This is a genomic window from Aureispira anguillae (assembly GCF_026000115.1).
GTDB lineage: Bacteria > Bacteroidota > Bacteroidia > Chitinophagales > Saprospiraceae > Aureispira > Aureispira anguillae.
Genome location: NZ_AP026867.1, coordinates 1,057,906 through 1,076,105, shown reverse-complemented (window position 1 = coordinate 1,076,105; position 18,200 = coordinate 1,057,906). Strand labels below are relative to the sequence as shown.

Annotated in this window: 17 protein-coding genes; 7 read left to right on the top strand and 10 right to left on the bottom strand. The window is 35.6% G+C overall.

The features are described from left to right. Positions 1–407: 407 nt before the first annotated feature. Positions 408–1,223 (bottom strand): ADP-ribosylglycohydrolase family protein, encoded by an 816-nt coding sequence (locus AsAng_RS03970; protein ID WP_264791490.1) that lies wholly within the window; start codon positions 1,221–1,223, stop codon positions 408–410. Positions 1,224–1,570: 347 nt separating this feature from the next. Between AsAng_RS03970 and AsAng_RS03965 the strand changes: the two genes are divergently transcribed. The 3 genes from AsAng_RS03965 (at position 1,571) to AsAng_RS03955 (ending at position 4,134) form a co-directional block, all read left to right on the top strand. Beyond that, positions 1,571–2,314 carry a ribonuclease H-like domain-containing protein gene (locus AsAng_RS03965; protein WP_264791489.1) on the top strand — a complete coding sequence of 248 codons (744 nt, stop codon included), beginning with the start codon at positions 1,571–1,573 and terminating at the stop codon, positions 2,312–2,314. Between the two features lie 223 nt (positions 2,315–2,537). After that, a complete protein-coding gene (locus tag AsAng_RS03960) occupies positions 2,538–3,128 on the top strand; it encodes a hypothetical protein (RefSeq protein ID WP_264791488.1) in 591 nt (196 codons plus the stop codon). 19 nt (positions 3,129–3,147) lie between these two features. Continuing rightward, positions 3,148–4,134, top strand: a complete 987-nt coding sequence (locus tag AsAng_RS03955) for a sterol desaturase family protein (protein WP_264791487.1) — start codon at positions 3,148–3,150, stop codon at positions 4,132–4,134. Positions 4,135–4,299: 165 nt separating this feature from the next. Here AsAng_RS03955 and AsAng_RS03950 read toward each other — a convergent pair whose 3' ends face one another. The 6 genes from AsAng_RS03950 to AsAng_RS03925 all read right to left on the bottom strand — a co-directional run bounded on the left by AsAng_RS03950 (position 4,300) and on the right by AsAng_RS03925 (position 10,036). Beyond that, a complete protein-coding gene (locus AsAng_RS03950; protein ID WP_264791486.1) occupies positions 4,300–5,253 on the bottom strand; it encodes an electron transfer flavoprotein subunit alpha/FixB family protein in 954 nt (317 codons plus the stop codon). A gap of 3 nt (positions 5,254–5,256) precedes the next feature. Then, complete coding sequence (locus tag AsAng_RS03945) at positions 5,257–5,997, bottom strand: electron transfer flavoprotein subunit beta/FixA family protein (protein ID WP_264791485.1); 741 nt, start codon at positions 5,995–5,997, stop codon at positions 5,257–5,259. Between the two features lie 203 nt (positions 5,998–6,200). Beyond that, positions 6,201–7,229, bottom strand: coding sequence for an alpha/beta fold hydrolase (locus AsAng_RS03940; RefSeq protein ID WP_264791484.1), 1,029 nt, complete (start codon positions 7,227–7,229; stop codon positions 6,201–6,203). Between the two features lie 5 nt (positions 7,230–7,234). Next, positions 7,235–7,825, bottom strand: a complete 591-nt coding sequence (locus AsAng_RS03935) for a hypothetical protein (protein WP_264791483.1) — start codon at positions 7,823–7,825, stop codon at positions 7,235–7,237. A 409-nt stretch (positions 7,826–8,234) separates the two neighbouring features. After that, a complete protein-coding gene (locus AsAng_RS03930; RefSeq protein ID WP_264791482.1) occupies positions 8,235–9,857 on the bottom strand; it encodes a helix-turn-helix domain-containing protein in 1,623 nt (540 codons plus the stop codon). Continuing rightward, complete coding sequence (locus AsAng_RS03925) at positions 9,854–10,036, bottom strand: hypothetical protein (protein WP_264791481.1); 183 nt, start codon at positions 10,034–10,036, stop codon at positions 9,854–9,856. Before AsAng_RS03925 ends, AsAng_RS03930 begins: the two co-directional genes overlap by 4 nt. Positions 10,037–10,369: 333 nt before the next feature. On the opposite strand from AsAng_RS03925, the gene AsAng_RS03920 reads away from it, so the two are divergent. After that, a complete protein-coding gene (locus AsAng_RS03920; RefSeq protein ID WP_264791480.1) occupies positions 10,370–11,083 on the top strand; it encodes an MbnP family protein in 714 nt (237 codons plus the stop codon). Positions 11,084–11,107: 24 nt separating this feature from the next. Here the strand turns inward: AsAng_RS03920 and AsAng_RS03915 are convergent, their stop codons facing one another. After that, positions 11,108–12,985: a DUF885 domain-containing protein gene (locus AsAng_RS03915; RefSeq protein ID WP_264791479.1), complete on the bottom strand. Its 1,878-nt coding sequence runs from the start codon at positions 12,983–12,985 to the stop codon at positions 11,108–11,110. A gap of 167 nt (positions 12,986–13,152) precedes the next feature. On the opposite strand from AsAng_RS03915, the gene AsAng_RS03910 reads away from it, so the two are divergent. The 3 genes from AsAng_RS03910 to AsAng_RS03900 all read left to right on the top strand — a co-directional run bounded on the left by AsAng_RS03910 (position 13,153) and on the right by AsAng_RS03900 (position 15,769). After that, complete coding sequence (locus tag AsAng_RS03910; protein WP_264791478.1) at positions 13,153–13,815, top strand: heme exporter protein CcmB; 663 nt, start codon at positions 13,153–13,155, stop codon at positions 13,813–13,815. Positions 13,816–13,948: 133 nt separating this feature from the next. Next, positions 13,949–15,178, top strand: coding sequence for an AAA family ATPase (locus tag AsAng_RS03905; RefSeq protein ID WP_264791477.1), 1,230 nt, complete (start codon positions 13,949–13,951; stop codon positions 15,176–15,178). A gap of 9 nt (positions 15,179–15,187) precedes the next feature. Then, positions 15,188–15,769, top strand: coding sequence for a hypothetical protein (locus tag AsAng_RS03900; RefSeq protein WP_264791476.1), 582 nt, complete (start codon positions 15,188–15,190; stop codon positions 15,767–15,769). Between the two features lie 2 nt (positions 15,770–15,771). Here AsAng_RS03900 and AsAng_RS03895 read toward each other — a convergent pair whose 3' ends face one another. Together AsAng_RS03895 and AsAng_RS03890 are read right to left on the bottom strand one after the other, a co-directional pair. Continuing rightward, positions 15,772–16,518, bottom strand: a complete 747-nt coding sequence (locus AsAng_RS03895; RefSeq protein ID WP_264791475.1) for a TrmH family RNA methyltransferase — start codon at positions 16,516–16,518, stop codon at positions 15,772–15,774. A gap of 114 nt (positions 16,519–16,632) precedes the next feature. Continuing rightward, positions 16,633–17,868: an SAM-dependent methyltransferase gene (locus tag AsAng_RS03890; RefSeq protein WP_264791474.1), complete on the bottom strand. Its 1,236-nt coding sequence runs from the start codon at positions 17,866–17,868 to the stop codon at positions 16,633–16,635. Positions 17,869–18,200: the final 332 nt, after the last annotated feature.

Sequence of the window (18,200 nt, the reverse complement as noted above, 5' to 3'; positions counted from 1 at the left end):
GAAAAAATTCTTTATTATTTAAGTTAATACTCCGTTAATTTTTTGCTTTTTTTTGCAAAAAAGCAAAAAAACATCTTGTATTCAATTGATTATCAAATAACTAATGTTTTGAGTAGTAAAATTACATCGTTTTGATAATCAATTGAATACGATTTTTCAACGGAGTAATGTTAAGTAGATTTATAAAAATATTCTTTTTAAATGGGTTGTTTTCTGTCAATCAATATCCGTAGGCAACAACTCATTATTTGTCACTAAAAATTCCTTATTGGTTATCGAATAACTACCTATAAAATTAGAGGTTATCACAAGGAAAAACAATAATAAAGTATAGAGATGTACACATAGCCCTCTCTCAAGTACAACGGGGATACTTTGAGGTATAATCGGCGATATGAGAAGCTAAATTAAATGAGTTGGTAGTTGATATGATAATGTTTTTCAAAGGCTTGAACGATAGCCCATAACTTTTTGTCCAAATGAGCTTGAACACCTTCATAAATCACCTTGGGCACCGCTTGATAATAAGCTGCTGCAATCCCGCCAGCAATAGCAGCCATCGTGTCAGTATCTCCCCCCAAAGAAATGGCCAATCGAATGGCATCTTCAAGATTTTTGGACGCTAAAAAACAAATAATAGATTCTGGAACCGAACCTTGGCAAGTGACATCAAAGGTGTAGCTGGGTCTAATATCAATTGGTTTGCGCTCCAATTCATACCCTACTTTTTGTTGAATGTTATGTTTTATCTCTTCTTTTGAACAACCCATTCTCGCCATAAAGACAGCTAGAGCCACAGCTTCTGCCCCCTTGATCCCTTCTGGGTGATTGTGTGTTGGCAAAGCCGTCTTTTTAGCTTCTGCTAACACTTCCTTTTCGGTATCAAAAGCCCAACCAATCGCATTGACACGCATGGCAGAGCCATTTCCAAAACTATGATAAGCTTTGATGTTTTCGAAAGGCGTTTTTAACCATTTTTTAAAATTTCCGCCATAGCCTACTCCCCAATATTCATTGCCATATTTGTATAGGGTTTGTTCATAGCTTTGTTCTTCTAAAAGCGCAGCAGCAATGGCCAAGGACATTGTCGTATCATCTGTAAAACGACAGCCTTTTTGAAACAGTTTAAAATCTTGATAAGGTTTGGGCTTATCCCATTGTCCTTTATAAAATGGATATTCATAAATAGAACCGATAATATCTCCAGCAATTAGTCCAATCATAACACTTAGTTTTTATTTTAAACAAAGTAAAATAACCCCATAAAGTTGTTAAAAGTTCCTTCTTCCTCCCTCTCTTTTTATTCCTTACAAAAAATAATTGGCGAACTAAATAAAAAATGCCATATTGAGTTTTTATGGCTGTTGTAATACAAATTTTAGTCTATAAAATTGTTCCTAGAGTTAGCCTAGATAAATTTCTGTCCTGTGCTCGGAAATTTTTGTTAATTTTCTAATAAATAATATACACAGATAAGTTACATACTGTTTTTATTTTTCATTTTTTTGAGAACATTATCTTAAAAAGATCGTTAAAAGAGATAGAAACATTTAACCAATAACACCATTTTATGCTCAATAATATTGATTTAAGTAATGTCCTTGTTTTAGATATTGAAACCGTTTCAGGACAAAAAAGCTATGAAGACCTAAATCCCACCATGCAAAAGTTATGGGATATAAAATCTAAGCAAATCCAAGCCCGAAAACCTGAAGAAGAACAACTTGCACCGCCTGAGGCTTATACAGAATTAGCAGGCATATATGCTGAATTCGGGAAAATTGTTTGTATTTCTGTTGGGGTGTTTCGCAATGATGCCAATGGAGCGCTGAATTTTCATCTCAAATCTTATTATGACCACGATGAGAAAAAACTACTCGCTGAATTTTCTGAGCTTATTGAAAAACATTACAACAACCCACGCAAGCATTTTCTGTGTGGACACAATATCAAAGAGTTTGATGTGCCGTACACCTGCCGTAGAATGGTGATTAATGGTTTAGATTTTCCAGCAGCATTAGATTTACCAGGCAAAAAGCCATGGGAATTAACCCACCTGCTAGACACCATGACCGTTTGGAAATTTGGCGACTACAAGAGTTATACTGCCCTAAAACTACTTTGTGGTGTCTTTGATATTCCAACTCCTAAGGATGATATTGATGGTAGCGAAGTTGGCAAAACTTATTGGCAAGAAGATGATCTAGATCGAATCGAAGTTTATTGCAAAAAAGATGTTTTGGCAACGGCCCGACTGCTTATGGCTTATAAAGGAATGCCCCTAATTGAAGATGAAAAAGTACATGGTTTATAACCTTCTTTTTTCAATCCAAAATATCTATTACTGTTCTATTCACTAAAAAATCATTACTCCGCTAGAAACCATGTAGTAGCAACGTTGTTAATTGTATCAATTTGCTTTTTTATGTTTTTTGTAAAAAAAACTTGAAGAAGCAACGTAGTTACCACGTAGTAGCAGCGAAGCTACCTCGAAGAAGCAACGTAGTTAAATTAGCGGAGTATTAAAAAAGTAATATATGCCTTCAAAAGAAGTACAGTTTTGGGATTGGTTCACCCAATTTGAGCCTCAATTATATCATGCAGATCAAAATTCTGTTGAACTTTTTCAGGCTTTAAATCAAGAATTAGCAAAAATTAGTAAAGGGCTAACGTTTGAATTTAGCGCTGTTCCAGAAGGTGAAATCAAAGATTTTTGTATTTCAGCCGATGGCATGAAAGAATATTTTCCTGCTGTTATTGATTTGGTCAAAGTAGCTCCTAAATTTGAAAATTGGAACATTAGAGCGTTCCGCCAACGAATTGCTAATGACAACATTGCCATTTCAATGGGAGATATTGATTTGTCTTATGACGATATCTTTTTTACGTATACCATTGAGGATGGAAAGATCTGCATTGATTTGTATATTCGAGATTTTGTAAACAATGACGATCGCTTTATCAGTGCTATTTTTATCTTATTGGATGCCTTATTGGGAGAGTACGATGTCGTTACCCAAATTGGCGCAATAGAATGGACATTACTAGATGAAATGCAGGTAGAATACCTCTCTCCCTTTATTTCATTACGGAATTTGACCGATCGCAACAAAGCCATCAAAAACTAAATAAAACGAAGGATAGACAATGGGAAGCTTTATAGAATGGTTACAGCCCTTTGTGGATGCAATAATTTCTACCATAGCTTCCTTTTGGGATCCTAAAAAACGGATTTATTATCCCTATTTAGTGGCTGCATTTATTTGGTGTCTGCTTTATTATCAATTTAAACGAACCAATCGCCCTGCCCAGTCCTTCCGAGCCTATCTAAAGTACCTTTTTTCAAAAAAAATTTGGTTGCATCCTTCTGCTCTAGTAGATTATCAGCTCTTTTTTCTAAACAATTTACTCAAAGCGATCTTAATTACCCCCTACTTAATGGCGCACATGGCTTTTGCCTATCTTGTGGTGCGTTGGTGGGAAGCAGGTATTGGTCTTCAAGATAATATACAATGGTCCACAACAAGCATTAACCTCAGTTACACCCTTGTTTTTTTGATTTTTTCTGATTTCAGTCGCTTTTTTTTACACTATCTGTTGCACAAGATTCCATTTTTGTGGGAATTTCATAAGGTGCATCATTCTGCAAAAGTTTTGACTCCCATCACCTTGTATCGGATGCATCCCGTTGAATATTTTCTTTTTAGGTTACGCAGTTTAATTGTATTTGGTTTGGTAACAGGCTCTTTCTTTTTTTGGTTTAGAACAGGAATTGAGCCACTTAGCATTCTACAAATTCACCTTGGGATTTTTGTATTCAATATAATGGGTGCTAATCTTCGGCATTCACACGTACCTATTTCTTTTGGTAAAATACTAGAACATATATTTATCTCGCCTGCACAACATCAGATTCATCATAGTCAAGAAGAGCGACATTACGACAAAAATTTTGGTAGTTTATTGGCGTTTTGGGATGGGTTATGGGGCTCTTTATTTATTAGTCGTCCCAATGAGAAACTTAGTTTTGGCATATCCCAAAAAGAAGACCCTCAATTTAGGAGTTTGTGGCAAAACCTATGGATGCCTTTCAAAAATTTATGGCTTTGGTTGAGGGCTCATATTTATAAATAAAAAAATGCAGTACTCCCAAGAGAGCACTGCACTGATGTAAGTATAGGTCATTATATTGTTAATACTCCATTAATTTTTTGCTTTGGTTATCAAATACAATTTTTTCAACGGAGTAATGATATTTTGGGACATGAATTAAAAAATTCATGTTCATTTAATACCTTCTTAGTTCTGAGCTTTGAATTTTTTCAAGGCTTCGTTCAAACGAGGAACAACCTCAAACAAATCACCAACAACTCCATAATCAGCAGCTTTGAAGAAAGGAGCTTCAGGATCTTTGTTGATCACCACAATCACCTTAGATTGGTTAACACCTGCCAAATGTTGGATTGCACCAGAAATACCAATAGCAATGTATAAGGTAGGACGAATTGCTACCCCTGTTTGACCAACATGCTCATGGTGAGGACGCCAATCAACATCTGCAACAGGACGAGAACAAGCAGTAGTTGCGCCCAAGATGGTTGCCATCTCTTCAACAATACCCCAGTTTTCAGGTCCTTTCATACCACGTCCAGCAGAAACTACTAATTCAGCTTCTGGCAATGGCACAACGCCATCTACAGTAGCTTGATCTTTGACACGGATACGAGCCGCAGGAGCATCTACTGCCAATGCCTCAACAGCAACATCACTTCCACTTGCCGTTGGACGGAATGTATTAGGAGCAATCGTTACTACTTTGTTGGCAGACTTAATTTCATAAGTTGCAAAACCTTTTCCAGAGAAAACACCTTTTTTCACAGCAAAAGTTCCAGCAGCAGGCACGCTTACTACAGAAGATACCATACCAGCATCCATGCGCATAGCAACACGTCCAGCCAAAGATTTCCCAGAAGAAGAATGTGCAAAAACGATACAATCTGCCCCTAATTTTGCAGCAGCATCAGAAATAATAGCCGCATAAACCTGAGAATCAAAATTATCCGTTGCCGCTACATTATATACTTTTGAAGCACCATATTGCCCCAAAGTTTCAGCACCATTAGCAGTTCCAATTGTCAAAGCAATACAGTCTGTACCCAATGCCTGAGCTGCCAAATTACCATAAGTTACTGCTTCCAAAGCAGCTTTTTTGATAGAACCCGTTAGGCTCTCTGCAAATACTAAAACAGCCATATATTAAATCACTTTTGCTTCGTTATGTAATAAATTCACCAATTCTTCCATATTCTCTGGATCGATTAGTTTTACACCAGTTTTTTCTGGTGGATATTCGTATTTTACTACGGTTGCCAAATCGGCAGCTTCTACAGCAGGAATCACTGTAATTGGCTTGCGTTTAGCCATCATAATACCACGCATATTTGGGATGCGTTGCTCTGCCATACCCTTCGCACAGCTCAATACAAAAGGAGCATCAACTTCTACTGTTTCTTTCCCCCCTTCTATATCACGGTCAATAGTTGCTGTATTTCCAGCTACTTCCATTTTAGTACCATAAGAAACAAAAGGCATATCCAAAAGCTCTGCTACCATAGCGCCTACTTCCGAACCATTGTAATCAATCGTTTCTTTTCCCATCAAAACCATGTCAAATCCTTCTGCTTTAGCATAAGCAGCAATTTGTTTGGCAGTAAATACAGAACTAGTTGCTTCTGCATCTACACGTACTGCATTATCAGCACCAATAGCCAATCCCTTACGGATAACAGTCTCATTAGCTTTAGGTCCTACATGAAACAAGGTCACAGAGCCACCAGCTTGTTCTTTTAATTCTAAAGCACGCACCAATGCATACCACTCGTCGTATGGATTCATTATAAACTGAACACCATTGGTATCAAACGCTGTATCTCCGTTAGCGAATTTGATCTTAGTAGTTGTATCTGGCGTTTGGCTTACACAAACTAATAATTTCATAAAATTGTATTTATTTTTAAAACTTTCAATATTTTTTGAAAACAACGACCAAATATAGAGAAGTCTCGGTGATTTTTATAATGAATTTGCATTTATTTCAACAATAACAAGCTACTATTTAGAATTTGTCTATTTACTGTTTCAATTTTATGCTTTTTGTAAATGTCATTGTACATTTTTTATGGGCAGGAGGCTTTTTGTTGTCAAAGCCCATTTACAAACCTTCGAAAAGCCTCCATAAACAACTCTTGTTCCTCTATATAGCCTTCATGGGCGCTATTTTCCAAAATAACCATTTCTTTGTCTGCAAAGTTAGGGCCGCCGATACTATTAAAAGCATCAAATCCCATTTCTATGGTGTTCACCCCATCATGTCTGCCCCAAATAACCAAGGTTGGTATTTTAATGCTGGCCATCTGAGCACTTAAATTTAGTTCCAAGATATTAAACCGTCTTGCTAAATACCCCCCATTAAAAAATATAGCCAAGGATAGGTAGGAATTCATAACCGCCATGGCACTAACCTCTGGACCTCGAACGACTTGGTTGGGATCTTTCCTATAAGCATTTGTATTGATTAGATAATCAGCATATCTAAAATAATTTTCAGGGATTGTCATATCAGGAACCGTAGCACACCAATCTCGTACTTCTGTCCAATAATCCACCCCTGAGCCATTATCTATTTGCTGCTGTGCATAGTTTTTTACAAAGACAACTGATTTGGGCAGACCTTCTTCTAGGTTGTGCCCACTATTCATATTAATAAACCCTGTGATTTTATCTTGATGGTTGCCCGTACTCAAATAAGCAGCCCCTAAAGCTCCTCCCCAACTTATTCCATAAAAAATTATTTTAGGATAATTATGTCGTAGATTAATTGCATCAATAACCAAATCAAGGTCTTCTACAAATTGCTCAACCGTAAAAGTGCTAGGATCGGGGTTGCCCTGAGAAAGACCAGATCCCCGTTGATCCCAGTAAGCAAAAGCATAATCTTGCTCCAATTCTTGCGAAACAGGAATAAAAGAAGCCAGAGATGCATTCCCTCCAGGACCACCATGTATAAAAAGAATAAATACCTTTGATTCAATATTTCCTTTGATATAAACAGGCATCTCTGCCCCTTTATTCTTTACAAAAAAATGATCCCCATCGTATAATTTCTCTTTGGAACAAGCCGTCAATAAGATTACAATTACCAAGATAAATGATCGAAAAATGTGTTTCATAGTAATTATCTTTTTAGCTGATAGTTTACTCCAACCTTTGCTGCTGCATGAGGCAAGAAAATATGATTAAAACCAGATTGACAATAAATTTCTGCGCCTATATAAACTCTCCAAGGCAGTTGTTTTTTTCGAATTCCATCCCAGCCCAACAAAACAGAACAGGTTGGCATAAAATGAGGATGTCCCCAATTGGGAGCTTTTTCTAGCCCTCCATCTGTTGTTCTCTGGTAAATTTCTCCTGCTGGAAAGGAATGCATGTATCCTACCCCCAAATTTAAATCCACAAAAAAAGACCAAATTGGAAATCGTGCCCCAATAGAAGTTTTGGTAAATAGAGCCGTATGGTTCCAACGATGCCAATAGCCTCCCAATTCCGTATCCCAATGAATTGTTACCCATTTTTTAGCAGAGAGGGTATAATCAATTCCCAAACTAAGCCCTGGGTGCAATACTAATTCGCCAAAATAATCCAACTTAATGGCTATTTTTCCTTCCTGTCTAACGTTACTATTGGACTGCGCCATTGTTTGACAATTATAACTTCCTAGAATAGCAATAGCTAATAGAACCGTAAGTGTCCTTAATTTTTTATTCAAACCTTATAGTTTTTATCGCTCTTTGACAACTCTATCACGAAGTAAATCGTGTGGAAATTTTAATTAACGTCTTTAATATGCCGTTTGGGTATTAGATTTTAGAGCTTAGATCGCTTCGCTTTTAGACTATATAGTTGCAATTCACACCTGTATAGTCTAAAAGCGAAGCGATCTAAAAACAACGTGATCTAGGCTCTAGTATCCAAAAATAGAAGCATTTTACCTTACGTTTTACAATTAGCACACAAGTTGTCAAAGAACCGTTTTTATTAATACTTCGTTGATTTTTTTTACAACAGCAAAGCTAATCGGTTTAAAAATAAGAAACGCCCTACCCTATAGGAACGAACTTTTTTCCCCCTACCAATTCGTCCATTTCTTCAAAAAACATATTGTTAGATGGAGTTAATCAGAGCAAATTAAGGTGTTTAAAATAAGCGGTAGGAGTTTGCTGTTTGAGTTTTTTGAAAGCAGTATTAAATGTTGTTTTGGAGTTAAAACCAGCCTCATGAGCCAATGCCAGAAGAGTAAGGTTACGGTTAGTAGGAATTTTCATCAATCTAACCATTTCCTCTATACGATGGGTATTTATAAAATCAAAAAAATTCATGGCATGTTTATCATTAATCACCTGAGAGACATGATTTCCGCTTTCGCCCAATAGCTCAGACAAGCCCCTCAAACTAATGTTGGGAATAAGAAAAGGCTTTTTATTTTTCATTAATTGGATCAATTTGCCATTAATAAGATTGATTCTTTCTTCATTTATGCCCGATTTAGCATATTTAACTTTGTTCTTTTTATACTTTTTTCCTGAATTAATAAATACGTTTTCAAGAATGCTGTATCGAGGATCTTCTTTTATCAATTCCAAGGCTGGCATTTGTCTAAAAAATTTCAAATAATGTTTTTTGGCAACAATATCCTTTTGGATTTCAGCAAAAGCTACCTCCCAATTTCCCAAGTATATATTGATGATTACATTAGCATTTTCTTCATAAGCCACATTAAAATTTTGTTGATCTTTGTTCACCTTATTTAAATAAATCAAAGCCATCTCTTTATCGCCCATTGTTCCATATACTATACCAATTCCAGCATAATATTCTTTTGTCTTATGAGCTGATAGGGGGACATTTTTGTAATGGTCAATCGCCGCTTCAAATTTCTTTAGCCGTGTAAGCAGAACTCCCTTTAGGCAATAGGAGTTGGTATGAAATGGAACCAGCGCCAAAACATTGTTAATGATCTTTAGTGCCGCTTCATATTTGCCCAGTCGTTGTAGTAATGCCGCATAATAATATTTTAAAGTAGGCGACAAAGGGTTTATCTCTATTGCTTTTTTTATCCCATTTAACACCATATCATAATTCTCAGCAGCCAGTTCTACCATAGACATACCGACTAGTGCATCTGGGTAATTGGGTCTGTATTCTAACGCAGCATAACCGTGTTGTTGTGCTTTTTCAAGATCCCCTTCAAAAAAATACGCAACAGAAGCAATGGCATAATTTGCCTCAGGATCCGTTTTATCTAATGCCAGTGCTTTAGTAGCAGCTTCTTTTGCCCGCACAAAAGCAGTGGCGGCAGGCATTATATTCAATAAAGGCAAATAACAATAATAAAGCGCTTGAGTAGCAAAATAATAAGAACAAGTTGCATCTGCCTCAATAACTTGCTCAATCTGCTGTACGGCCAATCTGATATTTTTCTCTTGAAACTTGTTAAAATTGTACTTGCTTTTTAGATATAGCTCATAATTGCTTAGGTTTTCATTCCTTCTATTTTTTGGTTGTTGCACTTCAAAATGCCCCAAATGTTCTCTCATTTTTTCGGCAACAGTTAAAGCAATTTGATCTTGCACCCTAAAAATATCTTGAAGCTCATGGTCGTAGGTTTCAGCCCAAAAAGGGCAACCATCCTCAACATTTATGAGTTGCGTTATAATCCGCACCTTTTCTCCAAATTTTCGAACACTTCCCTCTAAAACCAAGGCAACATTTAACCTATTTCCAATTTCTTGAATGGTCATTTTTTTCCCTTTAAAAAAAATGCAGAAGTTCTAGATATAACTTTTAAGCCAGCATTTTTTGAAAGGCAGTTGATGATATTTTCAGTAAGACCATCGCTAAAATAGTCATCCTCCTCTTGTTTGCCCCTATTTATAAATGGAAGTACCACTATGGTTTTATCTGTTGCTTTTAGTCTCATTTTAGGTTCAATATTCAACGATAAATGTTTTTATAAAGCTAAGGGCATCTGCCCTCTGTTTTATTCGATAATCCATGCGAATGCAATATAACTAAAATCGCTAGGACGATATTATCTCCCTACAATTCTTATTTTGAACTCGTTATAATAAGGTTTTTTAGATGACAATAAGTTAGGTTATAGGTATTTTAATTTTTTTTTATACCTTATCCTCTCGTTTATTGCTCACTCCAACCGAATAAAGACATGCTTCGAGTTCCTTTTATTTTTTTACTCTTTTTTTGCTTAAGTTTTTTACTAAACCTAACTAGTTGTTCCAAGCCCATCGGCTGCGTGGATAACAGAGCCATCAACTATAATCCTTCCGCAACGGTAGCCGATGCCAGCTGTATTTATCCTACCTTGGAGATAGATTTTGATTTAAAATTAGGAAATTCAGACTTTGAGATCAATCGAATTTATAATATAGGAGGACACAATACCGCCTTCAAAGTCTTTCAGTTTTACGTCTCCAATTTGCAATTGGTACGTTCTGATCAAACTATGGTTAATTATGACAGCCTTTATCCCTTAATAAAAACAGGGCAAACAACCGTTCCATTAGGAGAAGTATATATGGAAAGCTATGAGCATATCCAATTTAAGGTTGGAATTGAAGCCACGACCAATCATCAAATTGCAAGCTATTTAAATGATCCAACCCATCCGCTTCGTCTGCAAAGTCCAGATACGATGCATTTTAACACCAATGACGGTTATATTTTTCTGCGCATGGAAGGCCGAGTAGATCGAAATGGTGATGGTATTCCCAATCAAAACGAAGCCTTTGATTTTAGAATTGGTAGCGACCAATTGCTAAAGACCATCGATTTAGCCCTCCAAAAAAAGATTCGTAAAGAAGTCGAAAGCATTACAATTGCGGTAGATGTAGCAGAATTGCTAAAACAGGTTGATTTACAGACCGACCAACAAACACATACCGCTAATAACTTGTCCTTAGCCACTAAAATTGCCAATAATATCCCCTCTGCTATTTATATCCCTTGATTATAAGTAAAAAGGTTGCTTAACCTAACTTTCCTGCATTTTACGCTGTATATAATCATCTACCAAATCCTGCAAAATACCAAGTGGCACTCCCCCATTGGTTAATAAAACCTCGTGAAATTCACGAATGTCAAACTGATCGCCCAATTCATTTTGAGCTCTTTTCTTTAATTCTAAAATTGTAATCATTCCAACCTCAAAAGCCGTTGCTTCGGCAGGCGATATAAGTTGTCGTTCTACCATTTTAATACAGTCAATCTCCTTGCTTAAAGTATGCTCCTTATAATAATCAATTGCCTGTTGGCGATTCCATTGTTTTTGATGAATTCCTACATCTACCACCAAACAACAAGCCCACCAAAGTTCCATGGTCAAACGTCCAAAATCAGTATAAATATCTTGGTAGCCCCCCATTTCTTTAGCCAAATATGCTGCATAAACTCCCCAACCGCTTAGATGAGCCGTTGAAGCATCCATGCGACGAAACTGTGGCCAATGCCCTTTCTCTTTTGCCATTGCTAACTGCATAAAACGCCCAGGAATAGCCTTATGATAGACCAATGCTTCCAGTTGAAACTTCGGAATCTGCATTAAATTGGGAGCATCCATCAAATTATTTTTGGAATAGAGCGGAACCAAAGTTGGTAGTCGATACAAGGACGGACTATCGGCCATTGTCCTAAATTGGTTTACAATCGTTTGGTCAAATTCAGAATTAGGCATTGCCATAAAGAAAGACTCCAATGTAGGTTTTATAGCAGCTATAGTTTTCTGAATATCTTCCAAACAATCCTTTTTCCCTTGCTTATCTTCTGAATAATAAAACGCCTTATTATTTTTGATTTCTTTAAAAAAAGCTTGCAACGTTCCTTGATGCCCTAAACTATCCAACAACAATTCTAAAGCTTCTTGAATCCTTGCTACCTCATCCAATCCTAAGTTATAAATTTCATCTGCTGTCAGTTCTGTTGTGGTCTGCTCTTTAAGCTTATACTGATAAAACGCTGCTCCATTTTCTAAACGCCATACCCCTTCATCCATTTCCGCCTGATCTTCTAATTCCAATAAATACTTGTACAAACGTTTATAAGCAGGAATAAACTGTTGTTCTAGTGCCTGTCTTAAGTCCAATTTCAGTTCCTCCTTAGTCGTTTGAGCACTGGATAACCCTTCTAGTTTTTGGTAAAAATCGACCTCAATAAGGTGTTGTCCTTTCCCATTAAGCCCCTTACCAATAATTTCATGCTGGATAAACGTCAACACCTCAGGAAACAAAGACTTGGGCAATACAATCGCTTTTTTTGCTCTGATTTCTAATTGTTGAATCAAATGATTTATTTTTTGAGGAACAGCACGTACCCTAGCAATATAAGCATTTGCATCCTGTTCTTGTTCTATAGGATGAGCATTAATTAGTAGATCAAGAACTTGAAGCTGTACTCCATCCACTGGATTAACTAGGTAATTATAATAACGATAGGACTCCCCTTCTATTTCCAATTGGAGGTTATGCTTTAGCAACTGAGCATTTAATTGAGCTTCCTTTGTCAAACAACCATCTGCTAAAATACTATCCTTGAGAAAGGTTAAGTCATCTTGATTTTCTAAATAAACAGCCCGATAATACCCCTCTGTCATAGATGTCCATTTCTTATTATTATCGGCAATGCCCAATCGGCTTTGTTGTTCTGGGTTCTGACGCAGCTTTTTTTCAAAATACCGTTCAAAAAACAAATTAGCCTTTGTCGTTCCTTCCTCTATTTCCTGAGCAGTACAATCTATGCTCAACAGAAATGGATTTTGAGGTCGTTCCTGGAAACGATAGAGGTAACTCACATATATTAGCACCCCAATCAATACCACGATGACAAACTTTACTTTTATATTAAAATATCCTTCCATTGTCTTTCTTATTAGAAAAGCTCATTCATACAATGCTCACTAGCATAAATGCTGCACACAAACAAAATAAGGGAGCGAATAGCGATGACAATTAAATTTAATGCGTAATCAATTTTACCTACTTACTTATCCTAAAATTAATAAATAATGCTAATTTTGTCGCAATTATGAATATACTAACTGAAACCAAACATTTACTGCTCAAAGAAGTTCGTTTAGAATTGCGTCAAAAATATGCTATTAGCGGCATTCTTTTGTATGTTATTTCTACTGTATTTGTTGTATACATCACACTAGGACAGCAAGTTGGAGGAGCGGTCTGGGCAGCCTTATTTTGGATCATTGTCCTTTTTGCCTCTGTGAATGCCATTGCCAAAAGTTTTGTGCAAGAGAGCCCAAGGCGACAACTCTACTATTATTCGCTATCAAATCCATCTTCGGTCATTTTATCAAAAATGATTTACAATGGGCTATTGCTCTTAGCGATTTGTTTTTTGGCCTTTGGTGTTTTCTCCGTAGTGGTGGGCAACCCCGTCCAAAACAGCCTTCTTTTTTATCAAATATTGGCACTTGGAGCAGTTGGTTTTTCAATTACCTTTACTTTTATATCGGCCATTTCTGCCAAAGCCAACCAAAGCGCCACCCTAATGGCAATTCTTAGCTTTCCTGTTATTATTCCCATGCTAATGACTTTGATGCGCTTGACCAAAATCGCAGTGGGTTTGATGACAGATACCGCCTATTATCAGGATATGCTTATCTTGGTGTGCCTTGATGTAATTTTAGGGGCGTTGTCCTTTATTTTGTTTCCCTTTTTGTGGCGAGATTAGGGAAAATTACTACAATTATCTACTTTTAAATATCCTAAACAATTTCTTTTGTTATTAAAAAGAATTTAGTTTCTTTAAAACTATATCTTTGTTATTCTGTATCATTTACTAAACCCAAGTAATCTATACACATATGAAAGTTACTCTAAAAAATATAGGTTTGGTTGAATCTGCTGAAATTAATATTGGTGGATTAACAGTTATTGCAGGTCATAATAGTGTGGGTAAGTCTTATATTGGGAAAGCTATTTATAGTGGGGTGAAGGCAATGAATATGAATCTAAATAGTGACATTAGTTTAGACTGGGCTAGTCGAAAACTATTTCAAGGCTTATTAGATTCAATCAATAATATAGATCGCACCAAAAAGTTTGCACACTTTATTTTACAAAGGCAATATCATTTACTATTTAATGAGCAAGACCCAATTACCTTCAGGCTTCATATTTTAAGCAGTATTAAGGATATTGAGCAAAATTTTCCACAATTAATAAAAAATGATAGTATACAAGAACTTATAAGTAGCATAAAAAATAGAGATACAACGTCAACATTTAAAGGTTTATTTGATTTCTTTATTAAATCTGTATTTAAAGAGCAATATAATAGTGTTTCAAACCCAACAAGTTTAGGTGAGTTAACTTTTTCAACAAATGCAACAAAAGTATTAGCTATAGAAGTTAAAGAAAATAAAACGAGTTCTCTGATCAATACTAATATTCTTTATAAGGATATTACTTTAATAGAAACACCTATCATACTATCCTTAGTTAGTTATATTAGAGATAGTTTAGCTTTTTCTGAAAAACAATCTCGATTATTACCTGCATATATATTAGACTTAGTTCGGAAACTAGTTGAAGGTAGTTATGATACCCCTACCAACAACCCTTTATATGATTCTATTATAAAAACCATCAATGGACAATTGACTATTGATGGAAACCAAGTCCTGTATAAAGACAAATCAAACAATAGCTACAACATTAACAATGTTGCCTCAGGAATTAAAAGTTTTGGAATCATTCAGCTACTATTGGCAGGAGAGCATATACGCCCTAATTCAATTCTAGTGATCGATGAGCCAGAAGTCCACTTACACCCAGAATGGCAACTAGAATATGCCAAATTATTAATCGAATTAGTTAAACATAATATCCCTGTAATTGTAACTTCCCATAGCCCTTATTTTGTAGAAGCACTAAAAGTCTATTCTGACAAAGCTAAAATTGACGATAAGACCTATTTCTATCTAGGTGAAATGGGAGAAAAAGGCAGCACATTTAAAGATGTCACTCAAAATTTAGAGGCACTATTTGACAAATTTGCAGCTCCAATGCTTAAACTTATTGTTGACAAATAATCACTTCCCATGCTCAAAAAGTTTATCCAATTATTAACCAATAGTCAATTACATCTTGTCAGTGAAATTAAAGCACTTGACAAATCTTGTTGTCCTTCTTCCAAACAAGTGATTGATTTTGACGCTGTAAAAAATATTTATTGTAAAAATACTGCCATTAAAACAATACCCAAATCTTGTGATGCTTTACTTATTGAACCTAACAAGGACAAAATTTCTTTTATAGAGATGAAAGAAATTGTCTCTCTAATTCAAGAATTAGAGCAATTAAAGAAAGCCCCAACTTCCCAAGGGGCAAAAGATTTGGTAGAATATGTTTTTAAAACTCAATTTAGGGCAGATAAAAAAATATTAGATAGTACTTTTTTACTATTAGATATTGCTCAACAGCTTGATATGGACAAAGACTTCTATCCTTATTTTGTTAGTAACGCCTGTAATAAAAAGTTTTACTTTGTTTTAGGGTGTACTTCTAGAGAGTTTGTACAATGGCGATATTCAATACTTCCACTTATGTACAAATATGAATATTTTAAATTTGGTCAGATTGAGTTAATACCTGCTGGAAATTTTGATCAAGTATTTAGCTAAATTTATTTCCTACGCATAATTTCAGAAGCCACCACAGTAGCAGCACAAGCCACATTAAGCGACTCCACACCATTCGCCATAGGAATAAACAAGTGTTGATTGGTCAATGCTTCTGTTTGAGGCGAGACGCCAGCCGTTTCATTGCCCATTACAAAAAGGCTTTGAGGTGCAAAATTTTCGGTATAAATATTACTTCCCTTTTCGCCAGACAAGCCATAAATAGCAAATCCTAATTGCTGCGCTTTTTTAAGTACAGGACTAAGTCGTTCACACTTTAGTATTTTACTTTTGAACACCACACCAGCAGAAGCTTTAATCACCAAAGCATTCAATTTAGCACATCCTTTTCGGGGCAAAATAATTCCATCTATCCCCAAAGCCGTACAAGATCGAATAATCATTCCCACATTAGCAGGCGTTGTAATTCCGTCCAATGCAATAAGTTGAAGTTTTTCACTTTGGTGTTCTTCCAAAAAATGCAAAGCATCGTCCATTTGAGGAGTATGAATATCCGCAGCTACCCCTTGATCCTGTTTAGGGTGTTTTGACATCCTAGAAACTTGTGCAGCATCCATTCGAAGGACTTCTATCCCTCTACGCTCACAAGCAGCAAGAATATTCTTAATAATATCTGCTTTTGCTTTTTTAGCAATAAACACCTTAGCAATGTTTAGCTTTTCATCTTGCAAAATTTCTAAAACAGGTTTGCGACCATAAATGGTCAAAAATTGATCTCTTGGGTGCTTCATTATTTTTTATTGTCTTGTTCTAAAAATACAGAACGTTGCTCAAGCATAGTTTTTGTTGAACAAAAAAAGGAGCAACAAATGTCGCTCCTTTATATTTTTTAGTGAAAAGAATACTTATTTCACCATTGTTTTTTTCTTTCTTGTTTCGTACTCCTCCATTATTTTCTCACTCGTAGAGTTTGAATCTACAGAAGTTGTATTTTGAAACTTTTTATTTTCACCTAGAGCAATTTGACCAATGTATCTATTTCTCTTAACGTGATTAATATTTTTATGACAGATAATTTGATAAGCAGAAGATCCACCAATTGCAGCAATTCTAGTAGACCATCCTAAGAATACTTGATACATTCTAAATTGCATTTGTCCGTATTTCTCAAGTACTTTGTCTTTATTAGACATCCAGTTGTCATACCAAGCAGCAATAGTTTTGCTATAGTGAATACCAACATTCTCAACAGTGTTGATTTCAAATCCAGCTTTTTCTATTCTTCTAAGATCCCAGCTTACAGGCATACTTGCATCTGCACCAGGGAAGATATATTCGTTCATGAACAGTCCCCAAACGATTGTTTCTTGGTCTGGTCCACGCAATAAAGATTTTCTTTCTCTTAATGCAGCAATTTGCAAATAGAAAATTCCATCATCTTCAAGCAAATCATAAATTTGCTCCATAAATTTTTGGAAATATTTAACACCTACGTGCTCAGCCATTTCCAAACAAGTAATTTTGTCGTATTTTCTTTGAGGAATATCTCTATAATCCATCAAAAGGATTCTAGACTGATCTTCCATTCCATTCTCTTTGATAAGTCTTGTTCCCCACTCAGCTTGTTGAGGAGTAATCGTTACCCCAGTAGTATCCATGTTGTAGTTCTTAGCCATGTGAGCAACTAAAGTTCCCCAACCACATCCAATATCTAAAAGGCTTTCTCCTTCTTTCAATTGCATTTTTTGTGCGATCAAGTCAAGTTTGTTGTCCTGAGCTTGCTCTAACGTTTCGTCTTCTGTTTTATAGTAACCAGAAGTGTAAACCATTCTTGGGCCTAAGAACCATCTAAAAATATCATTTTGATCATCGTAGTGACTCAAAATAGTATCTTTATCCATTTTTTGTGAATGGCTCATTATTTCTGGCAAGAACTCAGTAATAAAGAACTTGTAGTGGTGACCTACAAAGCTAAATTCACATACTTCTTTAATATTGTTGATGAAATCCATGAAATCACCTTTCATATCTATATCACCATTTAGGTAATCCTCTATCCAATGTCCAGCTTCTACTTTATTGCCAGAATATCTCTGCTTTAATTTTCTATTTTTTACTTCAACAAAATCTGAAATTCTCATTAGTAATAATGATTTTTTAGTGAATAAAAATTTAGGAGTTTTGATAACAACTATTCTAATGATGCAAGAAAATCAAATCCCCCCTATTTAAGTTTATATTAGTTGATGATAGCTATCAAAAAAAAAGTATGAGTTTAACGTCACACTAAATAGCAAACCCCTAGCTATATAGCTACTAACCAAAATGTTAGCCTACTATATTTATCTTTGTACTTACCTCAATCGTTTATTTCATCAAATAATTTTAGTCGGGTTTGAATACTGTCTAGTCTAATTTTGCACAAATTTAGGGCAATAAATCTTATTATTGTAATAAATCCCAAAATTTATTA